This is a genomic window from Bradyrhizobium sp. McL0615 (genome assembly GCF_049993905.1).
Classification (GTDB): domain Bacteria; phylum Pseudomonadota; class Alphaproteobacteria; order Rhizobiales; family Xanthobacteraceae; genus Bradyrhizobium.
This window is the reverse complement of the sequence record NZ_CP188254.1, coordinates 6,076,072-6,097,527: the sequence shown is the minus strand read 5'-3', so window position 1 is coordinate 6,097,527 and position 21,456 is coordinate 6,076,072. Positions and strand designations below refer to the sequence as shown.

The window sequence follows — 21,456 nt, the reverse complement described above, 5'->3', positions numbered from 1 at the left end:
GGCGGGGCTTTTCGATTCCGGTTGTGCGGTCTCCCGACAGATGTGAAGTTCCGGCTCCTTATCATTTAGAGGGGCCGAGGCATTCATGCAGGCGCGGGATGTCGACTACCGCTGCGGCGAGGTCAATTTGCGCGGCTATCTCGCACTTGATGAAAGCACTGCTGGAAGCCGGCCGGGCGTACTGGTGTTTCACGAGGGGCTCGGGCTTGGCGACTTCGCGATGGAGCGCGCGCGCCGGCTCGCCGGTCTCGGCTATGCCGCGCTGGCCGCCGACATGTTCGGCGATCGGCGGCAGGCGACCAATCTGCAGGAAGTCGCAAATCTGGTCGGCGGGCTTCGCGCCGAGCCGGAAAAGCTCCGCGCCCGGGGCCGCGCCGCGCTGGAAACGCTCGCGGGGCTTCCGCAGGTCGATCCCGGCAGGCTGGCGGCGATCGGGTTCTGTTTCGGCGGGTCGGTGGTGCTGGAGCTGGCGCGCGAGGGCGCGGACCTGAAGGCGGTGGTCAGTTTCCACGGCGTTCTGACGACAAAAATGCCGGCGCAACCGGGGCGAATCAAGGCCAGCGTGCTGGTCTGCACCGGCGTCGACGATCCCCTGGCGCCGCCGGAACAGGTCGCCGATTTCGAAAACGAGATGCGAACCGGAGGGGTAAAGGACTGGCAGGTCATCACCTATGGCAACGCGCTGCACGGTTTCACCAACCCGGCCGCCGACGGCTCGATGATGCGCACCGCGCTATACAACGAACAGGCCGACCGCCGCTCCTGGGCGTCGATGAAAAGCCTGTTCGATGAAGTCTTGACCTGACAAAGGCTTCCGTCTGGTATCTGATGGACGGATACAGCGGGTAGGGGGCGTATGTTCGGAATTCTTGGGCTGGGGTTTTTGCTGGGCATGCAGCATGCGCTCGAGGCCGATCATATCGCCGCCGTCTCCAGCATCGCCGCGCGCCGCAGCCATGTCGCCGATATCGTCAAGCACGGGCTGACCTGGGGGCTCGGCCATACGCTGACGCTGTTCGTCTTTGCCGGCGCCGCCATCCTGCTCGGCCACGCGATTCCCGAAAGCATTGCCCGCCCGATCGAGACCGCCGTCGGCCTCATGCTGGTCGGCCTCGGCAGCCATGTGCTGTGGCGGCTGTGGCGCGACCGCGTGCATTTCCACCAGCACGGCCATGGCGACGGCACGGTGCATTTCCATGCCCACAGCCATGCCGGCGAAACCGCGCCGCATGCCCGCGCGGCCCATGCCCACGACCATGGCTTCCGCTGGCGTACGCTGCTGGTCGGCCTGATGCACGGCATGGCGGGCTCGGCTGCGCTTCTGGTGCTCGCGGTCACGCAGGCGTCCAGCCCGGCGGTCGGCCTCGGTTACGTCGCGCTGTTCGGCGTCGGCTCGATGATCGGCATGGGCGTACTGTCGACAGTGATCGCGGTGCCGCTCGCGGTCTCCGCCCGCTGGCTCACCTGGGCCAATCGCGGTCTGCAGGGGGCGGTGGGTCTTGTCACCGTCGCGATAGGGATTATGACCGTGGTCGAGACGGTGCTGGCCTGACGCCGGGTTGCCTCAGCGCTGCAGGCTGATCACCAATAATAAAGTGTTCGGAGGAGACAGGATGAAGCGCCGGGATTTCCTGGCCGGAAGCGCCGCGTGTTCACTGGCCGCATGGACGGGTCAGGCGCTGGCGCAATCCGGCCCGCTGACCAAGATCGTCTTTCCCTTTGCGGCCGGCGGCGGCGGCGACGCGCTGTGCCGCTTGCTAGCGCAGCACATCGCTCCCTTGCTCGACCGCAGCATCATCGTCGAGAACCGCACCGGCGGTGACGGCCTGATCGGCATCAAGGCGGTGAAGGGGGCCAATCCCGACGGCGCCACCATTCTCGTCACCACGGGACCGACGATGTATCTGTTGCCGATGGTCGAGACGACGCCGAGTTTTGACGCGGCAAAGGACTTCGTTCCGGTCAGCCAGCTCGTGCGGTTCGAGTTCTGCGTCTTCGTCGGCACGGTCGTCCCGGCCGAGGTCAAGGACTTCCAGCAATTCGTCGCCTGGCTGAAAGTCAATCCGGACAAGGCCACGTTCGGCGTGCCCAGCAACGGCACCATTCCGCATTTCAGCGGATCGCGGCTCGAGGAGGCGCTGGGCATCAAGCTGACGCGCGTTGCCTATCGCGGCAGCGCACCGATCATCAACGATCTCGTTGGCGGCCATATGCCCTTCGCGATTTCCACGTTGACCGACGCCATCCCGCAGCATCGCGCCGGCAACATCCGGATTCTCGCGGTCGGCAGCGAGACGCGGTCGCCGTTCCTGCCGGATGCACCGACGCTGAAGGAAAGTGGCGTCGATCTGGTAGCGGACGCGTGGTACGGCATGTGGCTGCCGGCGGGCGCGTCATCGGATTTCGCAAAAAAGCTGAGCGAGGCCGTCGCCACCGCGCTCGCCAAATCAGAGGTCAAGGAAAAGCTTGCGGCGATCGGCCTGATCCCGGTCGGCTCGACGCCAGAAGGCCTGACCAAGGAACTCGCCGCCAACACGGCATTCTGGCAGCCGATCGTGAAGGCGACGGGATACAAGATCACGAATTGACTGTCATCCAGGATCGGCTCTACGAATCGGCGCGGGATGACAGCATCCACTCACTCATCCACCGCTCCCGTCGGCAACATTTGGGGTAAAATTGTCGCAACACATGGCGGGTTCCCTGCATCGTGTGCCGTCCTAATCGCTTGAATTATTGCATGATTTGTCAATGCCGGCAGTGCGCTGGCGCTCTAAATGACGCATCCGCGCTTTGACTTGATGAGGAATCCCAAGTTTAACTACATCATCATGTCCCACACGGGAGTTCGGGTAACTGAAGCAGGTGCGTCGGTCTTGTGTGGTCCGACCAAGCGCTTGCCGAAAGCACGGGATAAGCACCGCATGGGTTCATATTTTCGGCGGCAGCTTGCGGATTACGTCGAATATCACCGGGACCCTTGGAACTGCGCGATGCATGTCTTCGGCATCGTGTTCCTCTTCCTGGCTGCCATCCTTCCGCTCAGCCTGTGGCCCGTCACGGTACTCGGGATTCAGACCAGCGCTGCAGCCGTCGCTGTCACACCGGTGCTCGTCTATTGGTTCCTGCTCGACTTCGCGCTCGGCGCCGGGATCCTTGCTGCGGCCGTCGTGTTGCTCTCAACTGCTGCCGTGATCGGGGGGCATACAACGACGGCCGGCTTGTGGTCGCTGACGGCCATTCTGATTGTCATCGGTGTCGCATCGCAGATCATCGGACACCGCGTGTTCGAAGGGCGGCAGCCGGCGCTGGTCGACAATCCGGCCCACCTGTTGCTGGGCCCCATGTTTGTGATGGCGAAGCTGTTTATAGCGTTGGGCTTTCGGCGCGATCTCGCCATCATCATCCAGGACCACCCGCAAGGCGCTGCATCTTGATTTCGAATAGTTCAGCTTGAGTGCATTCGTAGCATGACACGTATACTGGTCACAGGCGGTAGTGGATTCATCGGAAAGCACCTCGCCTCGGCGCTGATCGCGCGGGGTCGGCAGGTGAGGGTGCTCGATCTGCAACCACCGCCTCGAGCGTTGCCGCAAATCGAGCATGTCAGAGGATCGGTGCTTGATCGCGACCTGGTGGACCGCGCGATGGACGACGTTGACGAGGTCTATCACCTGGCCGGCCTGCCGGGGATGTGGGTACCGCGAAAGGCCGATTTTCACGCCGTCAATTTCGGTGGCACCGAGATCGTCATCGAGACGGCGCGCAAGCGCGGCATCAAGCACTTCCTGCATTGCTCGACGGAATCCATTCTGTTCCGTGCCTCGCCAACGATAGTTCCAGTCGCGGACGATGCCCTGCTGCCGGACGACATGCCGGGCCCATACACACGCTCGAAAATGCTTGCGGACCGGTTCGCGATGCAGGCGGCCGCATCCGGATATCCTGTCATCATCGGCTGTCCCACCATGCCTGTCGGGCCGCACGATCACAACATGACCCCGCCGACGGCGATGCTCCGGTATTTTCTCAACCGACGTCTTCAATTGCATCTCGATTTTGTCGTGAACCTCGTCGATGTGCGCGACGCCGCCGAAGGGTTGATTCTTGCCATGGAGAGCGGACGCGCCGGACAGCGCTACGTTCTCGGCGGTGAAAGCATGCCGCTGAGGCAGATTCTGGAACTCATGGCTGAGATCAGCGGCCGTCGGATCCGGTGCATTCACATGAACGGCAAGGTGGCCGAAATGGTCACGGAAATACTCGAATTCATCTCCGATCACGTGACACACCGGCCTCCATCCGGTACGGCCGAAGGCGTTCGAATTGCGTTGCGCGCGGGAGCCTTGTCGATCGAAAAAGCACAACGAGAACTCGGCTACGCGCCGGGGCCCGTCGAACCTGTCCTGCGTGAAACCATTGCGCAACTGCTTGATGGCAGCGACAATCAAACTGAATGGGACTCAACGCCGACTACGCGCTCTCGACCGTTGCACGTCGAGCGTCGGTTCGGCGGTTGATCGAAGCGTTCGGCATGTTGAACAATCCTAGTCAATGGTTCGCTTTCGCCTTGGGTGGCTGGACCACGACCTGGCCGACGGAGTTGCTCGCCATTATCTGGATTCTGTGGGTCACGAGCTGGGTCGTGGCGTCGTTCTGGTCCGGTCAGACCAAGAAACACGTGATGACCCTGGACTCCTTCAAATACCGGCTGCCGATTCTCGCCGGCGCCATTCTTTTCATGCCGCTGGCCGGCAAGGTGCTGGGCGAAAAGCCGCTCTGGCAGTTCGGCAATTTCGGCGTTTACGTGCTCGCGTGCCTTGTCCTTGCGGGGATATCGTTCACTTGGTGGGGCAGAATTCATCTCGGACGATTCTGGTCGAATGCGATCACGCACAAGGAGGGCCATCAGGTCATCGACACCGGGCCCTATGGGATGGTGCGTCACCCGATCTATACCGGGCTTATCTCGGGGATGCTGGTGACGGGCATTGCGGTCGGAACGGTCACCGCGATACTCGGCGCGGTGCTGATCTCGCTCGGCATGGGATTGAAAGCGCGCATGGAGGAGAGGTTCCTCACGGCCGAACTCGGCGCAGATGCCTATGGATCGTATTGCCGTCGCGTTCCGATGCTGATCCCGTTTCTGCGGCCGACCTGACGCGGCAACGCCTGAACTATCGTTTCGGTCGCGACACCGCCGCTGTCGCGACAGGTGGCACGAGACGGCGCGGAACCAGGACGCGCTGACCTACCGACAGCGATGCACTGTCCGAATACTGATTGGCCTGGGTAAGCGACCACAGCGGCACACCGTTGAGTGTCGCCAGCCCCTGCAAAGTATCTCCCGAACGGGCGAGTTGCGGCGTGCCGCTGTCCCAGAGCTCCAGCGGGGCATCGGGAGGAACGACGTAGCGCAGCGGTATGGACTCACCCGTGGCCGGCAATGGCGTCGTCGCGAGCTGCGTAATTGCGGTCACCAGCTGCTGGTGGACAGAATCCATCTTGTCGATGTTGATATGGGTGACTTCCTCGTGCTGCTTCATGTCGAAGCTTGCATAGTGACCCTGGTAACCTGGCTCCGCGACGATATCGCCGCCGCCCAATACGCTGTCGGACAGGAAAATGTTGATGAAGCGCTCGACGTTCAGCGGCACTTTCGGGCTTGCGTGAGCCGGATCGATGGTGACCACCAGGCTCACCGGAATGTTTTCGGACTTCAGAACCCCCGCGAACGTCAAGGCGCACAGTCCGCCCATCGAATGCCCGATCAGGACGATCGGAACGGGATTGTCGCGGTAATCGCGGATCGCCTGATCCGCGATCAGCCGGCAAATCGTGAACTCGTAGACGTCCGCCCGGATGCCGGCTTTCTGCAGGCGATCGGTCAGGCGATCCATTCCGCGCGAAAAGATCGGGCCGAGCGCGCCGCGGAACAGGTAGACGCGCGCCTGCGGCGGGATCGCGGCGGGCGGAACGTCGGGCGCGACCGTCGCGACCGCATTGGTGGTGCGGTTGACCGGGCCGGCGACTGCCAGATTGCAGATAGCCGACAGCGTGCAGATCGAAAGGGCTGCACGGATCACCACGGCCGCAACCAGCGTCGGACTTCTCATATGCCTTCCGCTCGCGATTCTGGGCGCAAAGGCTGCCGGACCTTGCAAGGTCGGCAGGCTACGCGCTCAGGCGCTCTCCGGGTGATTTATCGTTGAGGAATCGGCAGAATTTGCGGCATTCGTCGCTACTGCGGCGGGCGTTCACACTACTAACGTACCGCTGCGGACCTTGCCGTGCCTGATCGCGCCGCTCCCGTCGCTCCGGGCTGTCGCGGCCTCTGCGGGCCCGAAGATGGTACAGATCGGCCGAAGACGACGGCATCGATCTCGCTGATCACCTTTCGCTGCATGATCCGGTTCTTTTCGATGGACATGTGCCCGACGCCAGGCACGTTCTGCACATTGATGTTCTCGAGCTTGCCCTGCAATTGCCCGGTCGCCGCGACCGGCTCGCCGGCGCCGCTGGCGATGTAGAAGTTTATGTAGCGTCCCACCCGTCCCGAGAGCTTGGTGCGGAACACCGAATCCAGCCCGATGGCCAGCTTAACGGGCGCGCCAAGCTGATCCAGCTTGGCGACCATGTCGGGCAAGGCGGTCGCTCCCGAGGAATGCCCGACCAGAATGATTGTCTTGATCCTGCCGCTCTTGTAGCCGGCGGCGGCGTCGTCGGCGAGCGACGACCATGAGGCGAAGTTCGCGACAGTGACCGGGATGCCTTGCGCCCGCAGCTGTGCTGCAATGTCGTCAAGCCCCAGAGAGAAGATATTGAGTACGCCACGAAGCAGGTAGACATGCGCAGTCGAGGCGACCGCCGTGACATCGTTCCTGGCGAGCGCGGGATTTACACTGATCGACAGGAGAAGCAAGACGGCGATCGCCATCGCGTGCAGACGACGCCACGATGCCCGGCCAAGAAAGGATGGCCAGCCGATAAATCCGGTGTCGCCACGATATGGCTTCATGCCTCTCCTCGATGAGCTGAGAAGTGTTTCAGGGCAACCGTAGCGCCAGCGCGCCTGGAACTGCAACTCGGGTGGGGTGAGCCTCCGACATTCGCCGACACGACGTGTCTCCGACGCAACACCTATTTCGAACCCTCTCAGTCTTTCCCCGGCGTGCCAGCAGAACGCGATTCGCGCGTGCGAGCTCTCAGGATTTCATCCCGATCTTCTCCCTGATCGCGCTGAGCTCGGCCTCGTCCCAGATGCCGATCAGCACGCCGTTCTTCACCTGCAATTGCTGGGCCGCATACGCCGCGATCTTCGCGTTCGGTGTGGTGATGTGCATCCTCGGGTGCAGCGCCCAGTCGAACAGCTCCGACTGCAGCCGCGCCACGATATCGGCACATGAAGGGTCGGCGCCGCGATCGCAAAATTCCTGCGGGTCGGTTTCGAGGTCGTAGAGCATCGGCCGGAAGCCGGAGGCGTGAATGAATTTCCAGCGACCGTCGAACACCATGAACAGCCGGCAGCGCTCGATCGGCTGGTTCAGCATGACGCGGACGTCCTGCATGGCGTAGTCGTATTCGGAGAACACCACCTTGCGCCAGTCGGCGGGCTTGTCGCCATGCAACAGCGGCAGCAGCGAGCGTCCTTCCAGGATGTGGTCCGGCGGAGTGCTGCCGAAATAATCGATGAAGGTCGGCGCCAGGTCGATCGCCTCGACCAGCGCATCGCTCACGGTGCCGCGCGTGCTGTCGGCCGCGCTTGAAGGATCGACCACGATCAGCGGAATCTTGGCCGATTGCTCGTGGAACAGATCCTTCTCGCCCATCCAATGATCGCCGAGATAGTCGCCATGATCCGATGTGAATACGATCATGGTGCTGTCGAGCAGGCCGCGCGCTTCGAGGAATTGCATCAAGACGCCCATCTGGTCGTCGATCTGCTTGATCAGGCCCATATAGGTCGGAATGACCTTTTCGCGCGCCTCGTTGCGCGACATGTTGCGGGAGTAGCGCATCTCCATATAGGCGGCGAACACCGGATGCGCGTTGGCGCGCTCCTCCTGCGAGCGGATCACCGGCTTGACGTCCTCCGGCCCATACATGCTGGCATAGGGCTCAGGTGCGATATAGGGCCAGTGCGGCTTGATATAGGACAGATGCAGGCACCACGGCCTTCCGTCGTCTTGGGCTTCCGCGATGAACTCCATCGCGCGCCGCGTCATGTAGGGCGTCTCGGAGTGCTCGTCCGGCACCCGCGCGGCCTTGTCGGCGTGCACCAGCAGCCAGCCGTTCTGCAAGCTGCCGTCCTCGGCCGCGCCGGAATTGGCCCAGTGCTCCCACGGGTTCGGCGCGTCGTAGCCGTGCTCGCGCAGATAATTGTCGTAGGCTGGCCGCGGTCGCCCGGTCGGATGCAGGCCATCGTCGCGCTCGTAAGGCTCGAACCCGCATTCCGAGACATGCACGCCGATAATCGAGTCGGGCGGGATGCCGAGATTCTTCAGACCTTCAAGGTCGGGCGCCATATGGGTCTTGCCGACCAGCACGTTGCGGACACCGATCTTTTTCAAGTGATCGCCAAGTGTCGGTTCTCCCACGCGCAGCGGCCAGCCGTTCCAGTGCGAGCCGTGCGAGCGCATGTAGCGGCCGGTATAGAACGACATCCGCGACGGGCCGCAGATCGGCGACTGCACATAAGCGTTGGAAAACAGCACGCCCCGTTTGGCCATCGCGTCGATATTCGGCGTCTTCAAAACCGGATGCCCGGTGCAGCCGAGATAATCGTAGCGAAGCTGGTCGCACATGATCCAGAGCACGTTCTTCGCAGGCGTTTTGGTCGTCATTTCAGGCATTTCGACTGGAGTTCGGAGAGAGCGGAAGAGGCCGGGATGGTGCGATATCGCCGCGCAAATGACAATCGAGCGGGCAGCCGGTCGCTCGGGGTCGGCCTTCCGATCCCCGGCTCGTTAACGTTTTGATAGCGCCATTTCTCGCAATTGAACGGCGATCCATGCTGGCGCGTTAGCCTTATCGGCAGTTTGGCCGGCCGCCTTAACTACTGAAATGGTGTGCTGGACTAAACTGGGACCCTGAGGAAAACGGAACCCAAGCGATGCGCATCGGCGTGGCACTGGCACTTTCCATCGCGATGACGTCGACGGCCTTCGCCGGCGGCGGCTTCGAGATCGTGATTCCGGGCCGTCCCGGGGTACCCGTCATTATTAACGGCGTCGACGCATCGTATTCGGTGGTCGAGGGTGATTGGGGCTTGGGCAAGGGCACCCACGTCCAGCCGACTGTCTACGGTGGCCGCTATATCGACCCGGTGCCGCACGTCGGCCATTATTATCCGAGCGCCGGCCGCATGCCCGGTTATGGGCGGCTGGAAATCGAGCCGCCGGCGAACCGCAGATTGCCGGAGCCGGCCGAGAGCTATCATCAATCCTGGTCGGCGCAGTCGGCACCGCTGCCGGCGCAATCGAACGTCCCCGTCAATCCGCCCGAGATCATCTACGCGCCGCGGGATTACAGGCGAGGGCCGGAGCACCTTCCACGCTAATACAACCAAGGAAAATACGAACAGGAGAGAGTAATGCGTCAGATATTTAAAGGATTGATCGCGGCAGTCGCCGTCATGGCTGCAGCCCCCGCGATGGCTTGCGGTTACAGCCCTTGCGCAGCGCAGGTCTATGCCGCGCCGTTCGTGGCCTCTACGGGCTGCAATTCCTGCGGCGGCTGGGTTCATGAGCGCCTGCCCGATCCGGAGCAGCAGTACTACTACGTCAACCAGGGCCCAACCTACACCGGTCCCGGCAACTGGGCGCCGCGTCGGGTCTATCGCGAAGGCACGATCTCCGGCTATGGCTATGGCTACAACCGTCCGTACCATCGCGCGCACCGCTATTATCACCGGCACCAAACGGCGCGCTATTACAACGGCCAGCGCGTGCTGCGCCGCTACTACTGATCCAACGATCGGCGAAGGACTTCAGCGCCCGTTCGCATTGAGTTGCGAGCGGGCGTTCTTCATTTCATCAAGCCCAATCGGCTCGCACCGATGTAGAGCGCCAGCACCGCGGCGTTCGAGACGTTCAGGCTCTTGATCTCGCCGGGCATGTCGAGCCGCGCCACCACGCTGCAGGTCTCGCGGGTCAGTTGCCGCAGGCCCTTGCCCTCGGCGCCCAGCACCAGGGCGAGCGGCTGCTGCAGCGTCACCGCGCCGAGATCCTCGGTGCCCTCGCTGTCCAGCCCGACCGTCATGAAGCCGCGGTCATTCAACTCGTTGAGCGCGCGGGCGAGATTTTGCACCGTGACCAGGGGCACCAGTTCCAGCGCGCCAGAGGCGGATTTCGCCAGCACGCCGGTGGCCTCCGGGCTGTGCCGGGCGGTGGTGACGATCGCTTTCACCGCAAACGCCGCCGCCGAGCGCAGGATCGCGCCGACATTGTGCGGATCGGTGATCTGGTCGAGCACCAGCACGATGCCTTCCTGCGGCAGCGTATCGATATCGGGCGAGGGCAGGGGATCGGTCTCTGCCAATAGTCCCTGGTGCACGGCGTCGGGCCCGAGCCGCTGGTCGATCAGGTTCGGCCGGACGATTTCCGGGGGGACGCGGGTGTCGATATTCTCGTCCGCCAGGCGCTTTGCGGCGTTTTCGGTCAGGAACAGCTTGCGGATCTGCCGTTCCGGGTTGGCCAAGGCGGCCGAAACCGTGTGCCAGCCATAAAGAATCACCGGCCCGTCAGGGCTCGAATCCCGGTCCCGGCGGCCCGGCGGACGGGCGAATTTCCGCCCTTTTTCGAAGGGTTTACCGCCGCCGCGGCGGAACGGTGGTTTTCGGTCGCGATCGCTCATGGGGAGCTTGTGTCACGGGTCCCCGAATATGGCAATTTGGGCGTCTCAAGCGCCGTTTTTAGGGGTCCGCCTTGGTTGACTTTACCACCCCCCATCGCCCATAAACGCGCCCGACCGGGAGCGCGCCATCGGCTCACGGTATTAACGTCATCCATGGCCTGATCCGCCGCCTCCAAGCGGTTGGGCTTGCGATGCTGTTGGACGGGGGAGTGTCCCGAGTGGCAAAGGGAGCTGACTGTAAATCAGCCGTCTTACGACTTCGAAGGTTCGAGTCCTTCTTCCCCCACCACCAACCGGAAACGGCGTTGATTTTATTCGGAATTCTGCGCTAGGCCCCGCACCTTTTCGTTAGGTGCGGGCGGCGCTGTTCGCTCTCCGTCCAGTTTCCCGATCGCTTTTTTCGCTAATTTCACGCGATCAGCCTTCCTGGTGTAGAGCGAGGCCATCCCGCCGCCGATCCAACCGAAAATGGCTTCCAGCTCGTTGACGGTGGCGCCGTTGTTTGCTGCGGTGGTGGCAGCGATCTTGCGGACGCCGTGGGCGCTTTTCTTCACGCCGGCGGCTCGAGCGGCCGCAGAAAACTCGTTGCCGAAAGCCTCCTTTGCGAACGGCTCGCCGCGGGCACCGCAGATCCAGGCAAGATCCCCGATCGGACCGGCATTAAGGGTCCGCTGCAAGACTTCCAAAACCGGAATCGTTACCTCGATCGTCTCGCCGCTCTTTTCGGTGCGAATGGTCGCCACGCCTTCACGAACGTGCTGCTTGCCGATCCTGACGGCATCGCCGCGGCGCAAGCCGGTGTATAGGAGAACGTCCAGCCAAACGCGCTGTCGGGTGCCGATCGGCCATTTGAGGCAATAAGCCTCAACGTCGCTTTCGGTCCATGCCACGAAGCCGTCGCCCTTCTTGCGCTTCGGCGTCTTAACGTCGGCGGTAGGGTCGACCTTCACATGATCGCGCTCGACTGCCCAACGAAACAGCCCCTTCATGGTATCGAGGAAATTACGCGCGGCGGCCGGCGTGCCGGCGCGGCGATCTAGGCCGGCGACGATATGGGCCCGGCGAAGTGCGGCGAACGGTTTTGCGCCGTCGCGCTCCAAGACGTGCCTCATGATGTTTTCGCGTTGGCGCCTGGTCGACGGCTTCAATTCGCTTTGCCATGCGCCGGTCTGCCGGTAGCTGTCCCACAACCATTGCAAGGATGTCGCTAGAACGCGCGGAGCGGATCCCGGAAGCGGTTCGCCATTAACGGCCGCCAAATACTCGGCGTGAAACTCCGGCGTGCCGTAGGGCGCCCGCAAACGCGTGCGCGGGCCTTTCCCGATCCGGACAATCCAGATGGTTTTGCCGTGTCGGGTGATTTCGCGTTGCAGGTAAGGCGGGCGAGGGCGAACCATGACAGATTACAGCGCGAAATCATCCCCAGGGGCAAGCTGGGCTTCGGAGGCCGGCGCGGTGCCCGTAAAAAGCCCGATTACAATTGACCCGTCGGGCCGGATGGTGATGGCCAGTGCACCGGCCTGCTTCGCGGCTCGGATTGCACGGGCGACGTCAGCTTGCGTTACCTTAGCTGGTCGGCGGCTCATCAAAAGCCCCTCCATTTGTTGACCGGGCCGGAGGCTCGGCGCTGTCCCTCGGCCTTCGCAAAACCGCAGCTCGCGATCGTCGCGCGCTTCGTCGGTTGCAGACCGTAAGTTTTCTTTAGAACGCGATCCGCCTTCCGCATGCGCGGATTGTCCTCAGTGTGCGTCTTAACGTCGGCGCAGTTCTGGCAATGGACCTTGCAGTTCTCCAAGGTCGGTTCGCCGCCAAGCCCATCCGGGATGACGTGTTCATAAATGATGCCGGTCCGCGGGCCGATCTGAACACCGCAGCCCTCGCACTGTGGGACGCCGGGAATGTTCTCGATGCCATCAACGCGGCATTCCTGGCAGCACCGCGCGAAAGCCTTCTTCCGGACGCTCTGCGGGAATTCCGTCCGCCTCTCTCCGCGCAAGCTCATGCTGCGTTGTCCCGCGCTGGGTCGGCCACGGCCGGGTCAGTCCATCGAACGTTGTTCTCGGCGCCCCACGCGAACATGAATTCAATCAGGTCCGACATTTCCTTAACGGAAAGGTCGCTGCTCGATTGGCCGTAGGGAATGAATTTGCCAACAAGCGATGGGATGAACGCGGTTTCCCGGCCCAAAGCTTCGAGGAAAATCACCTTCCATTGATCGGTCGTCCATCGCCGGCCGTTCAGTAGTTTTTGCCGGCTTATGTCGGTCAGCATCGCCCACATGCGGCTGCTCTGTTCGAGCGTCCGCTGTGGTCCCTTGAACGTGACGCGCGTTCCCACCGGCAGGCCATCAATCCAGCGGTGCGCCGTCGCGCGTTGCGCCGGCGATGAAAGCGTGAGGTCGGCGCGGTCGGTCATGCGGCGATTACCTCGCCGCGGCGCCTGATCTCCGCCACAACCTCGTCAAGCTCGGCGTTGAACTTGTCGACTTCGGTTGCGATTTTCTGGATGTAAGGCTCGTCACGCTGAACGCGCTTCACGAAAAGCGGCATCCCAGGCCAATAAACGGCGATTTCCCACCACTGCCGTTTGCTGATCCAAAGCGTTCCTTGCACCTGGGCCTTATGCTCCGGCGGGAATTCATCCTTGAGGATTAATTCGCCCAATAGATGCGGAAGCTTCGTCTTGATTTCGGCGCCGCCGTCCGTGCCGATGAGGCTATCCGGGCTTGCGCCGGTGCGGCCGTTCCTGATGAAACCAACGCGCTCGATCTGCGCGCCGGTCTGGAAGGCGTAGAGGTCGCGTGCCTCGGGCTCGAACTCGTGGCCGCGCTCGGTGTGCGCGTTAGAAAAGCTATCCATCGGCTTGCCGGTGATAATCTCGCCGGCAAGCTTCATCATGTAGGTTCGTCGCGTCTTGCCTTCGCCCTTCGCCATGACGGTTGCGAATTGCGAGGCGGTCGGTATGCCGCGCCGGGCTTCGAACCATTCAGGGGAATTCTGTTGGCAGTTGATGATTTGCATAGAGATATTTTCCTTAGACGCGTTCACAGAGTGCCTTTCCAGTAGCGATACCCGGCGACGATCAAGCCGCCGGCGGTGATGCCGAGTAAAACGATGGCGAAATGGTCCAGGTCGGGCAAAGCTCAAGCCTTCTTGAATTGAGCAATTGCGTTGACGCTGGCGGCGTAGTGCTGGGCGGGAAGCTCTTCGAGCCGCTGCTTTCGGCCGGCGAACATGCCTTTGCTGCTGGCCCATTGCAGGAAGGCGGACGCGCTAGCGCCCTTCTCGGCGAGCGCGTCACGGATGAAATCAACCTGGTCCTGGGTAATCGAGCCGGCCGGCGGCGTGTACGTCTCGGGCTCGGCCTCCTGCTGACTGCCGCGCGCGTCGTCGTCGTGCGACACAGCGAGGCCAAGCGCGGCCTTTAGCGTGTACCGCTGCAAATAGGTGATGGTCGAACCTACCTGCTGGATGGCGTTGCGGCCTGGGCCGTCGTCGCGGCCGGCGGTCAAGGTGGTTTCCTCGAAATGGCCGGCGCGATGCGAAACGACGCAAGTAACCGTGACCGGCTGATTGATCGGCGATGCCACGCGGTAACGGTAGGAAAGGCCGTGCTTGCTCAAGATCGGGTCGACGGTTTGCGCGATCTCCGCCAAGTCCTCGAAACGGTATTTCGGACCGGCCTTGCCGTTCTTCTCGCCGGCATCAACCGAACGGTTGCGCTTAATGGTCGGGATTTCCGCTTTCGCGTCCGCCATAGCGTTGTCAAATGCCTTGCGCGCGGCCATGCCTTCCAGGTCTTTAAAGAGCGCGACGGCTTCGCGATACATTTCGACGTTGCCGCTTTTCAGCGCCGCTTGGACGATGTCGACATTGGAGGCGACCGCAACGGCGCGGTTTCGGCGAGGCTCGGGCGTCATTTCGACGACGGCAGACATTAGGCATTCTCCAAGGCGTTAAGCGCCCGATCTTCGGCGGGCAGGGTGTGGGAGAGGGTTTCACGCCACGCCTTCGCAACAGTGCGGGCCTCGTCGCGCGTCATTCCTGGGTAACGATTGCTAAGGGCGAGCATCGCGCCGGCCGCGCTCGGCATCCGCCGATCGTCCAGGAATTCGAAATAGGCGATTAGATCGGTGGCGCTGATTGCGCGAAGCAATTGGCTCATGCGCCGGCGCCTATCGCAGCCCAAATCGCGACGGCTCCGATAAACAGGGCGAGCGAAACGAGGTCGCCGCACATTTCGGCAAGGTCATCGAGATTGACGAGGCGCGGCTGTTCGAAAACGCTGCCGTTCGTGTCGCAGGTACGGCACTCCTGCCAATTGCCGCGACAGGTTTCCCAGCCGCGATCTCCGTTGCAGTCCGGGCAAGCCTCCTCAATCTCGGCTTCGCTGTAGGGGTCCGCGTCGTCGCCCTGGCAGATGAAGCAAGCGAACGGCTCGCCGGGGCAGTTCACGACATGACCGGGAACGTTCACCCGGTCGCAGCAATCGCAATTTCCAATCGCCATTGCCGTTACTCCGCGGCCTGCTGCATCACATGCGAAACCTTTGCCTCATCGAAGGCGTAGGAGGTCGCTTCGGTTACTTCGCCAAACGCCATCATGTCGGCGAGCACCATCTGCGCGATGCGCGAGGCGTCTACGGTGGTCTCCGCAAACTCGCGGTCAGCGGCAGCTTTCTCACGGTCCCAACGCGGGGCGCCCTTGTAGGCGCGGGCAACGGTCATGCGGTGGTGATGGCGAGCGATCTGCGGGGCGGCGAGGTCATTAAACCATTCGCTCGCAACGGCCTCGGCGCGCTCGCGGGGGCCGGTATCCTCGCTGAAATCGGCGGCGGCGTAGTGCGGATTGGAAGAGTAGTAGGACATCGCGGCTCCCCTGCTGTTGGAGAAACCGTATTCCAAGAAATTTGGAAATGCAACGTAACTTTTCAAAATAATTTGGAAAATAAACTTATCGAGATGTCCTCCGCTGAGGGCGGGGTCGATGCACACCTAGCTTCATGGCGGGGGGCGCCTTCGGACTGCTTAATGATGCTTCACGTGCAAAGCCGCTTCTCGACGGAGCAAATTTGCGAGCGGCTTAAGATGGCCCGGCTCTACCTAGCCTTGACTAGGGCCATTTCTGAATTGGTCTTTCCTCAGACCGCGAGCAGTTTCGGGGCGGAGATAGAGACGCTGCTAGTAATGCTGTGCGTTTTTATAGGGGATGCCGAAGGGCAACCGATGAACGCGAGCAAAATCGCGACCCAGGCGGGCCTGCCGCGCGCTTCTGTTTACCGACGTCTGGAGCGGCTCACTAGACTTAAGAAGGTCGTCCGGGTTGGGCGAAACTATCATTGTGCAGAAAACGCTTTAACCCCCGACGAAAACGGCCGACTGCGTAAGATTTTAGCTAGGTTTGCCGAGAAGTAACGTCCGAACTGGACACTAGAATTCTTGCGTTCGCTCCGGAAATCCGCAAACAGGGCTGAAAAGGGTCCGCTTTTCAGAAGTGGAAATCAAAATCAAGAATGAGGCTTTAAGTGCAAGATGCTTGGCAGCGTCGTCACGCTATTCAGATCGTGGCGCAACTTCCTGAAAAAACAGACGACGCGTTAGCTGTTCTAGAATTGGCTAGGGAGTTGGTGGAGGGGTTTTTGGCGGGGCCAAGTCATCGGCTGCGGGTTGTGGCGGCCGGCGAGGTCATGGCTTTCTCTGCGGCTTCCAACTCGGCTCTCAGTGTGCCGGGTAATCCGTCAGCCTTGCCTAAGTGAAGCCAATCTAGCGTCAAACCAGGGAAGAGTTTCACAAGCTGAAAGGCGACGGGGTTCGATAGCGGAAATCCGCGCTCAAAGTTGTTCCATTGTTTGACGCTGAACCCGTATTTTGCGGCGAAGCGCGTTTGACTGTCGCCACATTGCGCATAGGTGCGGAGAATTTTCAGCCGGCGTGCGGCGTCTAGATCGGGCGCTGGTGCTGCGGGTGTTTTTGCCATGAGTCGCAAGATGACACTTTTCCAAATAATTTGGCCAAGAAAGACTTTTCGCCATTGCCATTCCAAGAAATTTGGAATACAGGTCGCAGATGCAAGAGCTGTCTACGACATCCGACGTCATCATAGAGCTAGGTGGGAACGTCCCCGTTAGCGTCCTCACAGGTGCGAAACCCAAGGCGGTTTCCATGTGGCGCACGGTGGGGAGATTCCCCTGGCGCACTCAACTCCCAATCACTGAAGCACTTCGTGCGCGCGGAAAGACTGCGCCGGCGTCGCTCTGGGGAATGACAAAGCGGAGCGTGGCCGCATGAAAAGCGCGCTCGTTCGGTCCAATCTCGTGAGTAGGTCAGCGCGATTGCTTATACCCGCGCGCTCGGCGTTCGAAAGTGGCCAAGTCACGCAAACGCTGGTCGACATAATCGCTCTGCTGTCTGGCGCGCTCCTGGTCATCGTTACCGGGCTCGGAATCGTCTGGTCCATTTTTATCCTTCTTTGCGTCCGCTGTTAGCAGTCGTGCCGTGATCTGCGCGAGTGATTGAAAGGAAAGAGGTTCGTTCTCGTTGTCTGCGTTCTTCATGCGCTCAGTTGAGCGGATGGAAATTCCGAATTTTGGAAAGAGCTTTCCGGAGTGATCGTCATGCGTAACGAAATTGCAGTTGTGGCCGGCCCGAAAGAGTGGGGCGACACAAGAGGGAGTTGGCTAGCGCGCGTACCGAAAGCAGTTCGGCGCGCGCTCAGAACGGAAAAAGAAACGGTCTCGCACCGCGCGGTGAGGGGCCTTTGGTACGGCGAAATAACTGATCCGGATCATCACGCGGCGCGCGATGTCCGGCGGGCGGCGGAGATCATCAAAGCCCGGAAAGAGGCGGCAGCACTGGCGCGAAACTATCAAACTCTAATCGGGAAAATGAATGCCTCTGATCCGGACTTTTTTAGCGCGGAAATTGCTCGCCTTGAGCGCGTTGCTCGCCTCCTGGGCGGTGGGACTTGACCCCGTCACCTTCGGGGCTGCTCAATGATGGCAGCGCCCGCGCTCCAGCCTACCGACACCGAGTTGAAGGCGCACGCGCGCCGGGCTGCCTTCCGCGCCTCGATCGCCGCAAAGGCCGCGGCACTCGAAGCGAAAGGCGTTAGGCCCCAGGAACGAGCGCAAGCTGAGCCGCCGGTAGATCCGGCGGGCCTTTCGCTCCCTCCCATGAAAGAGCCGTGGTTCTCGATTGACACGGTTACTGCGATCAAGACGCTTAAAGTCCGCGAAATTCAGATAGCCGTTTGCGACCGCTACGGCCTTACCTTGCAAGAGCTAATAGCGGAGCGTCGTTTCCGCCCGCTGGTACGAACGCGACAAGTGGCGATGTACCTTTGCTCGGCGCTGACCGGCAAAAGCCTACCGGCGATCGGCCGGAGCTTCGGCGGCAAGGATCACACAACCGTTCTGCACGCTATCCGGAAGGTTAAGGCGTTGATTGACCCGGACAACGGGACGTTCGACGCGGGCATTGCAGAGGCAGTTAAGGCGTTGCGCGCTGAGCTAGAAGCGCGGCTTTACTGAAAATTTCAAAGGGGCGGTGAGGGCAGAATGAACAATCCCTGGTTTCGAATGTATGCCGGCGTGATCAATGATCCAAAAGTGATGAGGCTACCAGAGGCGACGCGCTGGCATTGGGTGGCGTGCCTTTGTGTGGCGTCTGACAATGGCGGCAAGCTCCCGCCGGCGGCCGATCTGGCTTTCGCGCTTCGAATGACGGAGCAACGCGCGGCCGTCCTGGTGACTGAGCTGCACCGCGCCGGATTGCTCGATAAGGTCGATGGTGGCTTTGCGCCTCATAATTGGGAAGGGCGCCAATACAAATCGGATAACTCAACCGAACGAGTGAAACGTTTCAGGGAACGGAAGTCGGCCGTTGCTCCCGCCGTTTCCGAAACACCCCCAGAGCAGAGCAGAACAGAAACAGAGCAGAACAGAGCAGACGCGCCGCGCGCTGTTCAGGTCGATTTGGTGGAAGAGGCGCTGCGCGCTGATCTGCGGGAAGTCCTCGGCGCTCAAGTCGACCTTGGACGCGTCGCCGACTGGCTCAGCAAGGGTTACGATCCTGGCATGGTCCGCGAGGTGGTCCGCGATCTTCGGAGGCGGAAACCGGACATTGCGTCGCTTGCGTATTTCGACGCCGCGCTATCCGATCGGCACGGAAAGCGCGCTCTAACGCCGTCGGAGCGCGCCGGATATGAGGCCGTGACAGATTTTGACAAGGTCATTGCGATGTTTGTTCGCACCGGCGTCTGGTCACGCTATGCCGGTCCGGAGCCGGGCATGCTCGGTTGCCGCGCGCCCCGCGAGCTGCTGGCAAAGCATGGCATCGATGCTACCAGCGGGGAGAGGATCCGGAAAGCAAGCTACGCCGTCTAATCAGCCAGGAGAGCCGGTTCGTGGCCGATCAGGGGTAGGCCGCTGGACCCCCATAGCGGAGATCCCCAGCTGTATTCGAAGCGGCCAATTTGAGTGGAGCGTCGGAAATCGAACTGACAGATCACTCTTCCGCAATAAACTTGGAACCGAGACTTGGACCACAGCGTTTTTCTCTTGGCAAAGTCCGTCGAACCCTACGGTTTTGGACCCGTAAGTCGGAGGTTGTGTCATGAGGCGTCGCCGATCCTTACCGCACTCATTCGAAGATCAGATGGCAGCCGAGAAGGTTAGGCTGAAGGAAAAGATTGCCGATCTTGCCAATGGTCCCGACAGGGATGCAATGCTTAAAAAGATCAGACAGTTGGAGACCGCATCCCACATAAATGAATGGCTTACGTCGCCTGGGCTCAGGTCGCCGGAATAAAACGTCCCGGTAACCGAGGCGTGTAGCGCCGATGGTTCACCGAGCATTGGCTATGATTGGTGACCGAGGAGCGCTATACGCTCCCGCTTGCGTCTCCGCCGATTAGCTCGCGCAATGTGCCGGTGACCTGCCCGACGGAATAGGGCTTGGGCAAAAACCGTCCGCCCTCAGGGAGTTCGTAGTCGCGAAGCCTGAGCTGACCTGAGGTCGCGATGATCTTGATGGGCGGCCAGCGGTTTCTGACGAGATGGGCCAGCCGCAAACCATCTATCGAACCAGGCATTTGGATGTCGGTGAAGATGACGCGAATATCTGTCCGTGCTTCGAGCACGGAAATAGCCTCAGCCGCATTGGCAGCCTCAATCACCTCGAACCCGGCATCCTCGATCATTGTTACCGCATGCCATCGCAAAAGCGCCTCGTCCTCGACGACGAGCACGACCGGGCGATGGCCAGCTAATTGCTGCATCGGAGCCTGCTAACTGTCAGGTTGTCGCAAATGGCGCTTCAATACCCGCGTCCAAGCCGCAGGTGCGCTTCACCTTATTCCTATGTCGGAGAGCGGACATAGGCGGTGCGTACGGGCTAATACGCCCATTGACTATTCGTTCCTGTAAGCGCCCATTATAAAGGATGACTGCAAAGAGCTGCGTCAGGGCAGCTTGTAACTGCCTCAACGGCATTGTCGGACTTCCGACAGATAAAGGCCCTGACGAGCCAGACGTCTTCGAAAAAAGCACGGTGGCCTAATAGGCAAGCACCTCAACGCTAATCGGCAGAAGCGGTTCTAGAGACGGATACCGGACCGACACGCAACACCTGTGCTGTTAACGTAACCTCATCCACCGCGGAGCGTCCCCTCGGAGCTCGCACTATTCCCCTGCGGCGAACCGCCCGACCGATCGGGCACGGATCCCGCAGTTGCATGCACCTTCAACCAGCCCGCTGGATAACAAGCTGCTCGCCTTGCTGCCGCGCCGCGAGTTTGGCGCGCTCGCGGTTCACTTAACGACGGTTCAGTTGCCGCAAGGCACTATTGTCTATGAAGCTGGCAGCGAGGTCGATCAGGTCTATTTCCCACACGCCGGGATGTTTTCGTTGCTGGCCGTCATGCGAGACGGCAAGGCGATTGAGACCGCGACCGTCGGCCGCGAAGGCGTAGTTGGTGCAATGGCTGGATTGGGTCTCTACAAATCCCTGGTCCGGGTGAACGTTCAATTACCAACGACAGCCAGCAGGATAGCTTCAGCCGCTTTCAGGAAGTCAGTAACCTCGAGCCAAGCGGTGCGAGACCTCTGCATTGGCTACAACGAGGTCCTCTTAACCCAAGCCCGGATTACGGCCGCCTGCAATGCGCTCCACCAAATCGACCAACGCTTTTGCCGTTGGCTATTGCAGTCGGCTGATCGGGCCGCATGTGATACCGTCACGCTGACGCAAGAACTACTTGCCGAAATGCTTGGAGTTCGCAGGACATCCGTGACCGAGGTCGCCGTTAAGGTCCAGGATCAAGGCATTATTACCTATTCGCGAGGTGTCATTAAAATACTGGACCGTGGCGCACTCGAACGCATGTCCTGCGAATGCTATCGGACGCTCGTCGAACATGAGGCCACTCTGATCGACTGAGTGAGCCCCGCGGTTCACGAGCAATGTGGAAATCACCGCAGCTCCTGAAAAAAATAGTGTTGTCGGCCACCGGACAGACGGAACGACCCAAAGGGTCTATGGTATGCCGGGGAAAAGGTGGGGGTCGAGAGAGGTCCCTATGGTTCAAAAACGTAGACGGGTCAGAC

At 61.1% G+C, this 21,456-nt stretch carries 26 protein-coding genes and 1 tRNA gene; 14 read left to right on the top strand and 13 right to left on the bottom strand.

The window, feature by feature from the left end; genetic code table 11:
* The first annotated feature begins 85 nt into the window (after positions 1-85).
* The 6 genes from ACPPVP_RS29405 to ACPPVP_RS29380 all read left to right on the top strand — a co-directional run bounded on the left by ACPPVP_RS29405 (position 86) and on the right by ACPPVP_RS29380 (position 5,161).
* Positions 86-805, top strand: coding sequence for a dienelactone hydrolase family protein (locus ACPPVP_RS29405; protein WP_426526900.1), 720 nt, complete (start codon positions 86-88; stop codon positions 803-805).
* Between the two features lie 51 nt (positions 806-856).
* Positions 857-1,552, top strand: coding sequence for an urease accessory protein (locus ACPPVP_RS29400; RefSeq protein ID WP_426526898.1), 696 nt, complete (start codon positions 857-859; stop codon positions 1,550-1,552).
* Between the two features lie 61 nt (positions 1,553-1,613).
* Entirely contained in the window at positions 1,614-2,588 is a 975-nt protein-coding gene (locus tag ACPPVP_RS29395; protein WP_426526896.1) for a Bug family tripartite tricarboxylate transporter substrate binding protein, read from the top strand.
* Positions 2,589-2,777: 189 nt separating this feature from the next.
* Entirely contained in the window at positions 2,778-3,437 is a 660-nt protein-coding gene (locus tag ACPPVP_RS29390) for a DUF962 domain-containing protein (RefSeq protein ID WP_426526894.1), read from the top strand.
* Positions 3,438-3,470: 33 nt separating this feature from the next.
* Positions 3,471-4,520, top strand: coding sequence for an NAD-dependent epimerase/dehydratase family protein (locus ACPPVP_RS29385; RefSeq protein ID WP_426526892.1), 1,050 nt, complete (start codon positions 3,471-3,473; stop codon positions 4,518-4,520).
* A 14-nt stretch (positions 4,521-4,534) separates the two neighbouring features.
* A complete protein-coding gene (locus tag ACPPVP_RS29380) occupies positions 4,535-5,161 on the top strand; it encodes a methyltransferase family protein (protein WP_426526890.1) in 627 nt (208 codons plus the stop codon).
* A gap of 16 nt (positions 5,162-5,177) precedes the next feature.
* Here ACPPVP_RS29380 and ACPPVP_RS29375 read toward each other — a convergent pair whose 3' ends face one another.
* From ACPPVP_RS29375 to ACPPVP_RS29365, 3 genes are all read right to left on the bottom strand, one after another.
* Complete coding sequence (locus tag ACPPVP_RS29375) at positions 5,178-6,116, bottom strand: LysM peptidoglycan-binding domain-containing protein (RefSeq protein ID WP_426526888.1); 939 nt, start codon at positions 6,114-6,116, stop codon at positions 5,178-5,180.
* Between the two features lie 149 nt (positions 6,117-6,265).
* A complete protein-coding gene (locus ACPPVP_RS29370) occupies positions 6,266-7,018 on the bottom strand; it encodes a hypothetical protein (protein ID WP_426526886.1) in 753 nt (250 codons plus the stop codon).
* 187 nt (positions 7,019-7,205) lie between these two features.
* Positions 7,206-8,843: an alkaline phosphatase family protein gene (locus ACPPVP_RS29365; protein WP_426526885.1), complete on the bottom strand. Its 1,638-nt coding sequence runs from the start codon at positions 8,841-8,843 to the stop codon at positions 7,206-7,208.
* A 269-nt stretch (positions 8,844-9,112) separates the two neighbouring features.
* On the opposite strand from ACPPVP_RS29365, the gene ACPPVP_RS29360 reads away from it, so the two are divergent.
* Both ACPPVP_RS29360 and ACPPVP_RS29355 read left to right on the top strand, forming a co-directional pair.
* Entirely contained in the window at positions 9,113-9,559 is a 447-nt protein-coding gene (locus tag ACPPVP_RS29360) for a hypothetical protein (protein WP_426526883.1), read from the top strand.
* A 33-nt stretch (positions 9,560-9,592) separates the two neighbouring features.
* The gene (locus ACPPVP_RS29355) at positions 9,593-9,967 is read left to right on the top strand and encodes a hypothetical protein (protein WP_426526881.1); all 375 of its coding nucleotides are present in this window, start codon (positions 9,593-9,595) and stop codon (positions 9,965-9,967) included.
* Positions 9,968-10,026: 59 nt separating this feature from the next.
* On the opposite strand, the gene rlmB is transcribed toward ACPPVP_RS29355, so the two are convergent.
* Positions 10,027-10,854, bottom strand: coding sequence for a 23S rRNA (guanosine(2251)-2'-O)-methyltransferase RlmB (gene rlmB, locus ACPPVP_RS29350; RefSeq protein WP_426526879.1), 828 nt, complete (start codon positions 10,852-10,854; stop codon positions 10,027-10,029).
* Positions 10,855-11,057: 203 nt separating this feature from the next.
* On the opposite strand from rlmB, the gene ACPPVP_RS29345 reads away from it, so the two are divergent.
* Positions 11,058-11,143, top strand: a tRNA-Tyr gene (locus ACPPVP_RS29345).
* 22 nt (positions 11,144-11,165) lie between these two features.
* Here the strand turns inward: ACPPVP_RS29345 and ACPPVP_RS29340 are convergent.
* The 7 genes from ACPPVP_RS29340 to ACPPVP_RS29310 all read right to left on the bottom strand — a co-directional run bounded on the left by ACPPVP_RS29340 (position 11,166) and on the right by ACPPVP_RS29310 (position 15,847).
* Complete coding sequence (locus tag ACPPVP_RS29340) at positions 11,166-11,966, bottom strand: tyrosine-type recombinase/integrase (RefSeq protein ID WP_426526877.1); 801 nt, start codon at positions 11,964-11,966, stop codon at positions 11,166-11,168.
* A gap of 886 nt (positions 11,967-12,852) precedes the next feature.
* Positions 12,853-13,269 (bottom strand): recombination protein NinB, encoded by a 417-nt coding sequence (locus tag ACPPVP_RS29335; protein ID WP_426526875.1) that lies wholly within the window; start codon positions 13,267-13,269, stop codon positions 12,853-12,855.
* Positions 13,266-14,000 (bottom strand): lambda exonuclease family protein, encoded by a 735-nt coding sequence (locus ACPPVP_RS29330; RefSeq protein ID WP_426526873.1) that lies wholly within the window; start codon positions 13,998-14,000, stop codon positions 13,266-13,268. Before ACPPVP_RS29330 ends, ACPPVP_RS29335 begins: the two co-directional genes overlap by 4 nt.
* Positions 13,997-14,683 (bottom strand): ERF family protein, encoded by a 687-nt coding sequence (locus ACPPVP_RS29325; protein ID WP_426526871.1) that lies wholly within the window; start codon positions 14,681-14,683, stop codon positions 13,997-13,999. Before ACPPVP_RS29325 ends, ACPPVP_RS29330 begins: the two co-directional genes overlap by 4 nt.
* A 107-nt stretch (positions 14,684-14,790) precedes the next feature.
* Positions 14,791-15,018, bottom strand: a complete 228-nt coding sequence (locus ACPPVP_RS29320) for a hypothetical protein (RefSeq protein WP_426526869.1) — start codon at positions 15,016-15,018, stop codon at positions 14,791-14,793.
* Positions 15,015-15,362 (bottom strand): hypothetical protein, encoded by a 348-nt coding sequence (locus ACPPVP_RS29315; RefSeq protein ID WP_426526868.1) that lies wholly within the window; start codon positions 15,360-15,362, stop codon positions 15,015-15,017. The genes ACPPVP_RS29320 and ACPPVP_RS29315 overlap by 4 nt, the downstream gene beginning before the upstream one ends.
* A gap of 5 nt (positions 15,363-15,367) precedes the next feature.
* Complete coding sequence (locus ACPPVP_RS29310; protein WP_426538433.1) at positions 15,368-15,847, bottom strand: hypothetical protein; 480 nt, start codon at positions 15,845-15,847, stop codon at positions 15,368-15,370.
* Between ACPPVP_RS29310 and ACPPVP_RS29305 the strand changes: the two genes are divergently transcribed.
* Positions 15,815-16,267: a helix-turn-helix domain-containing protein gene (locus ACPPVP_RS29305; protein WP_426538122.1), complete on the top strand. Its 453-nt coding sequence runs from the start codon at positions 15,815-15,817 to the stop codon at positions 16,265-16,267. The genes ACPPVP_RS29310 and ACPPVP_RS29305 overlap by 33 nt on opposite strands.
* A 238-nt stretch (positions 16,268-16,505) precedes the next feature.
* Here ACPPVP_RS29305 and ACPPVP_RS29300 read toward each other — a convergent pair whose 3' ends face one another.
* Positions 16,506-16,838: a helix-turn-helix domain-containing protein gene (locus ACPPVP_RS29300; RefSeq protein WP_426526866.1), complete on the bottom strand. Its 333-nt coding sequence runs from the start codon at positions 16,836-16,838 to the stop codon at positions 16,506-16,508.
* A gap of 628 nt (positions 16,839-17,466) precedes the next feature.
* Between ACPPVP_RS29300 and ACPPVP_RS29295 the strand changes: the two genes are divergently transcribed.
* From ACPPVP_RS29295 to ACPPVP_RS29285, 3 genes are read left to right on the top strand one after another with little or no spacing between them, the layout of a single operon-like run.
* Positions 17,467-17,820: a hypothetical protein gene (locus ACPPVP_RS29295; RefSeq protein WP_426526864.1), complete on the top strand. Its 354-nt coding sequence runs from the start codon at positions 17,467-17,469 to the stop codon at positions 17,818-17,820.
* A 24-nt stretch (positions 17,821-17,844) separates the two neighbouring features.
* Entirely contained in the window at positions 17,845-18,381 is a 537-nt protein-coding gene (locus tag ACPPVP_RS29290) for a helix-turn-helix domain-containing protein (protein WP_426526862.1), read from the top strand.
* Between the two features lie 27 nt (positions 18,382-18,408).
* Positions 18,409-19,236 (top strand): hypothetical protein, encoded by an 828-nt coding sequence (locus tag ACPPVP_RS29285; protein ID WP_426526860.1) that lies wholly within the window; start codon positions 18,409-18,411, stop codon positions 19,234-19,236.
* 497 nt (positions 19,237-19,733) lie between these two features.
* On the opposite strand, the gene ACPPVP_RS29280 is transcribed toward ACPPVP_RS29285, so the two are convergent.
* Positions 19,734-20,129, bottom strand: coding sequence for a response regulator (locus ACPPVP_RS29280; protein WP_426526858.1), 396 nt, complete (start codon positions 20,127-20,129; stop codon positions 19,734-19,736).
* A gap of 452 nt (positions 20,130-20,581) precedes the next feature.
* Between ACPPVP_RS29280 and ACPPVP_RS29275 the strand changes: the two genes are divergently transcribed.
* Entirely contained in the window at positions 20,582-21,289 is a 708-nt protein-coding gene (locus ACPPVP_RS29275; RefSeq protein WP_426526856.1) for a Crp/Fnr family transcriptional regulator, read from the top strand.
* Positions 21,290-21,456 lie beyond the last annotated feature (167 nt).

What these genes read in the sequence shown, in the direction of transcription:
- ACPPVP_RS29405 (WP_426526900.1), top strand. Translation starts at nt 86, where the DNA reads ATGCAGGCGCGGGATGTCGACTACCGCTGCGGCGAGGTCAATTTGCGC.
- ACPPVP_RS29400 (WP_426526898.1), top strand. Translation starts at nt 857, where the DNA reads ATGTTCGGAATTCTTGGGCTGGGGTTTTTGCTGGGCATGCAGCATGCG.
- ACPPVP_RS29395 (WP_426526896.1), top strand. Translation starts at nt 1,614, where the DNA reads ATGAAGCGCCGGGATTTCCTGGCCGGAAGCGCCGCGTGTTCACTGGCC.
- ACPPVP_RS29390 (WP_426526894.1), top strand. Translation starts at nt 2,778, where the DNA reads ATGACGCATCCGCGCTTTGACTTGATGAGGAATCCCAAGTTTAACTAC.
- ACPPVP_RS29385 (WP_426526892.1), top strand. Translation starts at nt 3,471, where the DNA reads ATGACACGTATACTGGTCACAGGCGGTAGTGGATTCATCGGAAAGCAC.
- ACPPVP_RS29380 (WP_426526890.1), top strand. Translation starts at nt 4,535, where the DNA reads ATGTTGAACAATCCTAGTCAATGGTTCGCTTTCGCCTTGGGTGGCTGG.
- ACPPVP_RS29375 (WP_426526888.1), bottom strand. Translation starts at nt 6,116, where the DNA reads ATGAGAAGTCCGACGCTGGTTGCGGCCGTGGTGATCCGTGCAGCCCTT.
- ACPPVP_RS29370 (WP_426526886.1), bottom strand. Translation starts at nt 7,018, where the DNA reads ATGAAGCCATATCGTGGCGACACCGGATTTATCGGCTGGCCATCCTTT.
- ACPPVP_RS29365 (WP_426526885.1), bottom strand. Translation starts at nt 8,843, where the DNA reads ATGACGACCAAAACGCCTGCGAAGAACGTGCTCTGGATCATGTGCGAC.
- ACPPVP_RS29360 (WP_426526883.1), top strand. Translation starts at nt 9,113, where the DNA reads ATGCGCATCGGCGTGGCACTGGCACTTTCCATCGCGATGACGTCGACG.
- ACPPVP_RS29355 (WP_426526881.1), top strand. Translation starts at nt 9,593, where the DNA reads ATGCGTCAGATATTTAAAGGATTGATCGCGGCAGTCGCCGTCATGGCT.
- rlmB (WP_426526879.1), bottom strand. Translation starts at nt 10,854, where the DNA reads ATGAGCGATCGCGACCGAAAACCACCGTTCCGCCGCGGCGGCGGTAAA.
- ACPPVP_RS29340 (WP_426526877.1), bottom strand. Translation starts at nt 11,966, where the DNA reads ATGAGGCACGTCTTGGAGCGCGACGGCGCAAAACCGTTCGCCGCACTT.
- ACPPVP_RS29335 (WP_426526875.1), bottom strand. Translation starts at nt 13,269, where the DNA reads ATGACCGACCGCGCCGACCTCACGCTTTCATCGCCGGCGCAACGCGCG.
- ACPPVP_RS29325 (WP_426526871.1), bottom strand. Translation starts at nt 14,683, where the DNA reads ATGTATCGCGAAGCCGTCGCGCTCTTTAAAGACCTGGAAGGCATGGCC.
- ACPPVP_RS29320 (WP_426526869.1), bottom strand. Translation starts at nt 15,018, where the DNA reads ATGAGCCAATTGCTTCGCGCAATCAGCGCCACCGATCTAATCGCCTAT.
- ACPPVP_RS29315 (WP_426526868.1), bottom strand. Translation starts at nt 15,362, where the DNA reads ATGGCGATTGGAAATTGCGATTGCTGCGACCGGGTGAACGTTCCCGGT.
- ACPPVP_RS29305 (WP_426538122.1), top strand. Translation starts at nt 15,815, where the DNA reads ATGTCCTCCGCTGAGGGCGGGGTCGATGCACACCTAGCTTCATGGCGG.
- ACPPVP_RS29295 (WP_426526864.1), top strand. Translation starts at nt 17,467, where the DNA reads ATGCGTAACGAAATTGCAGTTGTGGCCGGCCCGAAAGAGTGGGGCGAC.
- ACPPVP_RS29290 (WP_426526862.1), top strand. Translation starts at nt 17,845, where the DNA reads ATGATGGCAGCGCCCGCGCTCCAGCCTACCGACACCGAGTTGAAGGCG.
- ACPPVP_RS29285 (WP_426526860.1), top strand. Translation starts at nt 18,409, where the DNA reads ATGAACAATCCCTGGTTTCGAATGTATGCCGGCGTGATCAATGATCCA.
- ACPPVP_RS29280 (WP_426526858.1), bottom strand. Translation starts at nt 20,129, where the DNA reads ATGCAGCAATTAGCTGGCCATCGCCCGGTCGTGCTCGTCGTCGAGGAC.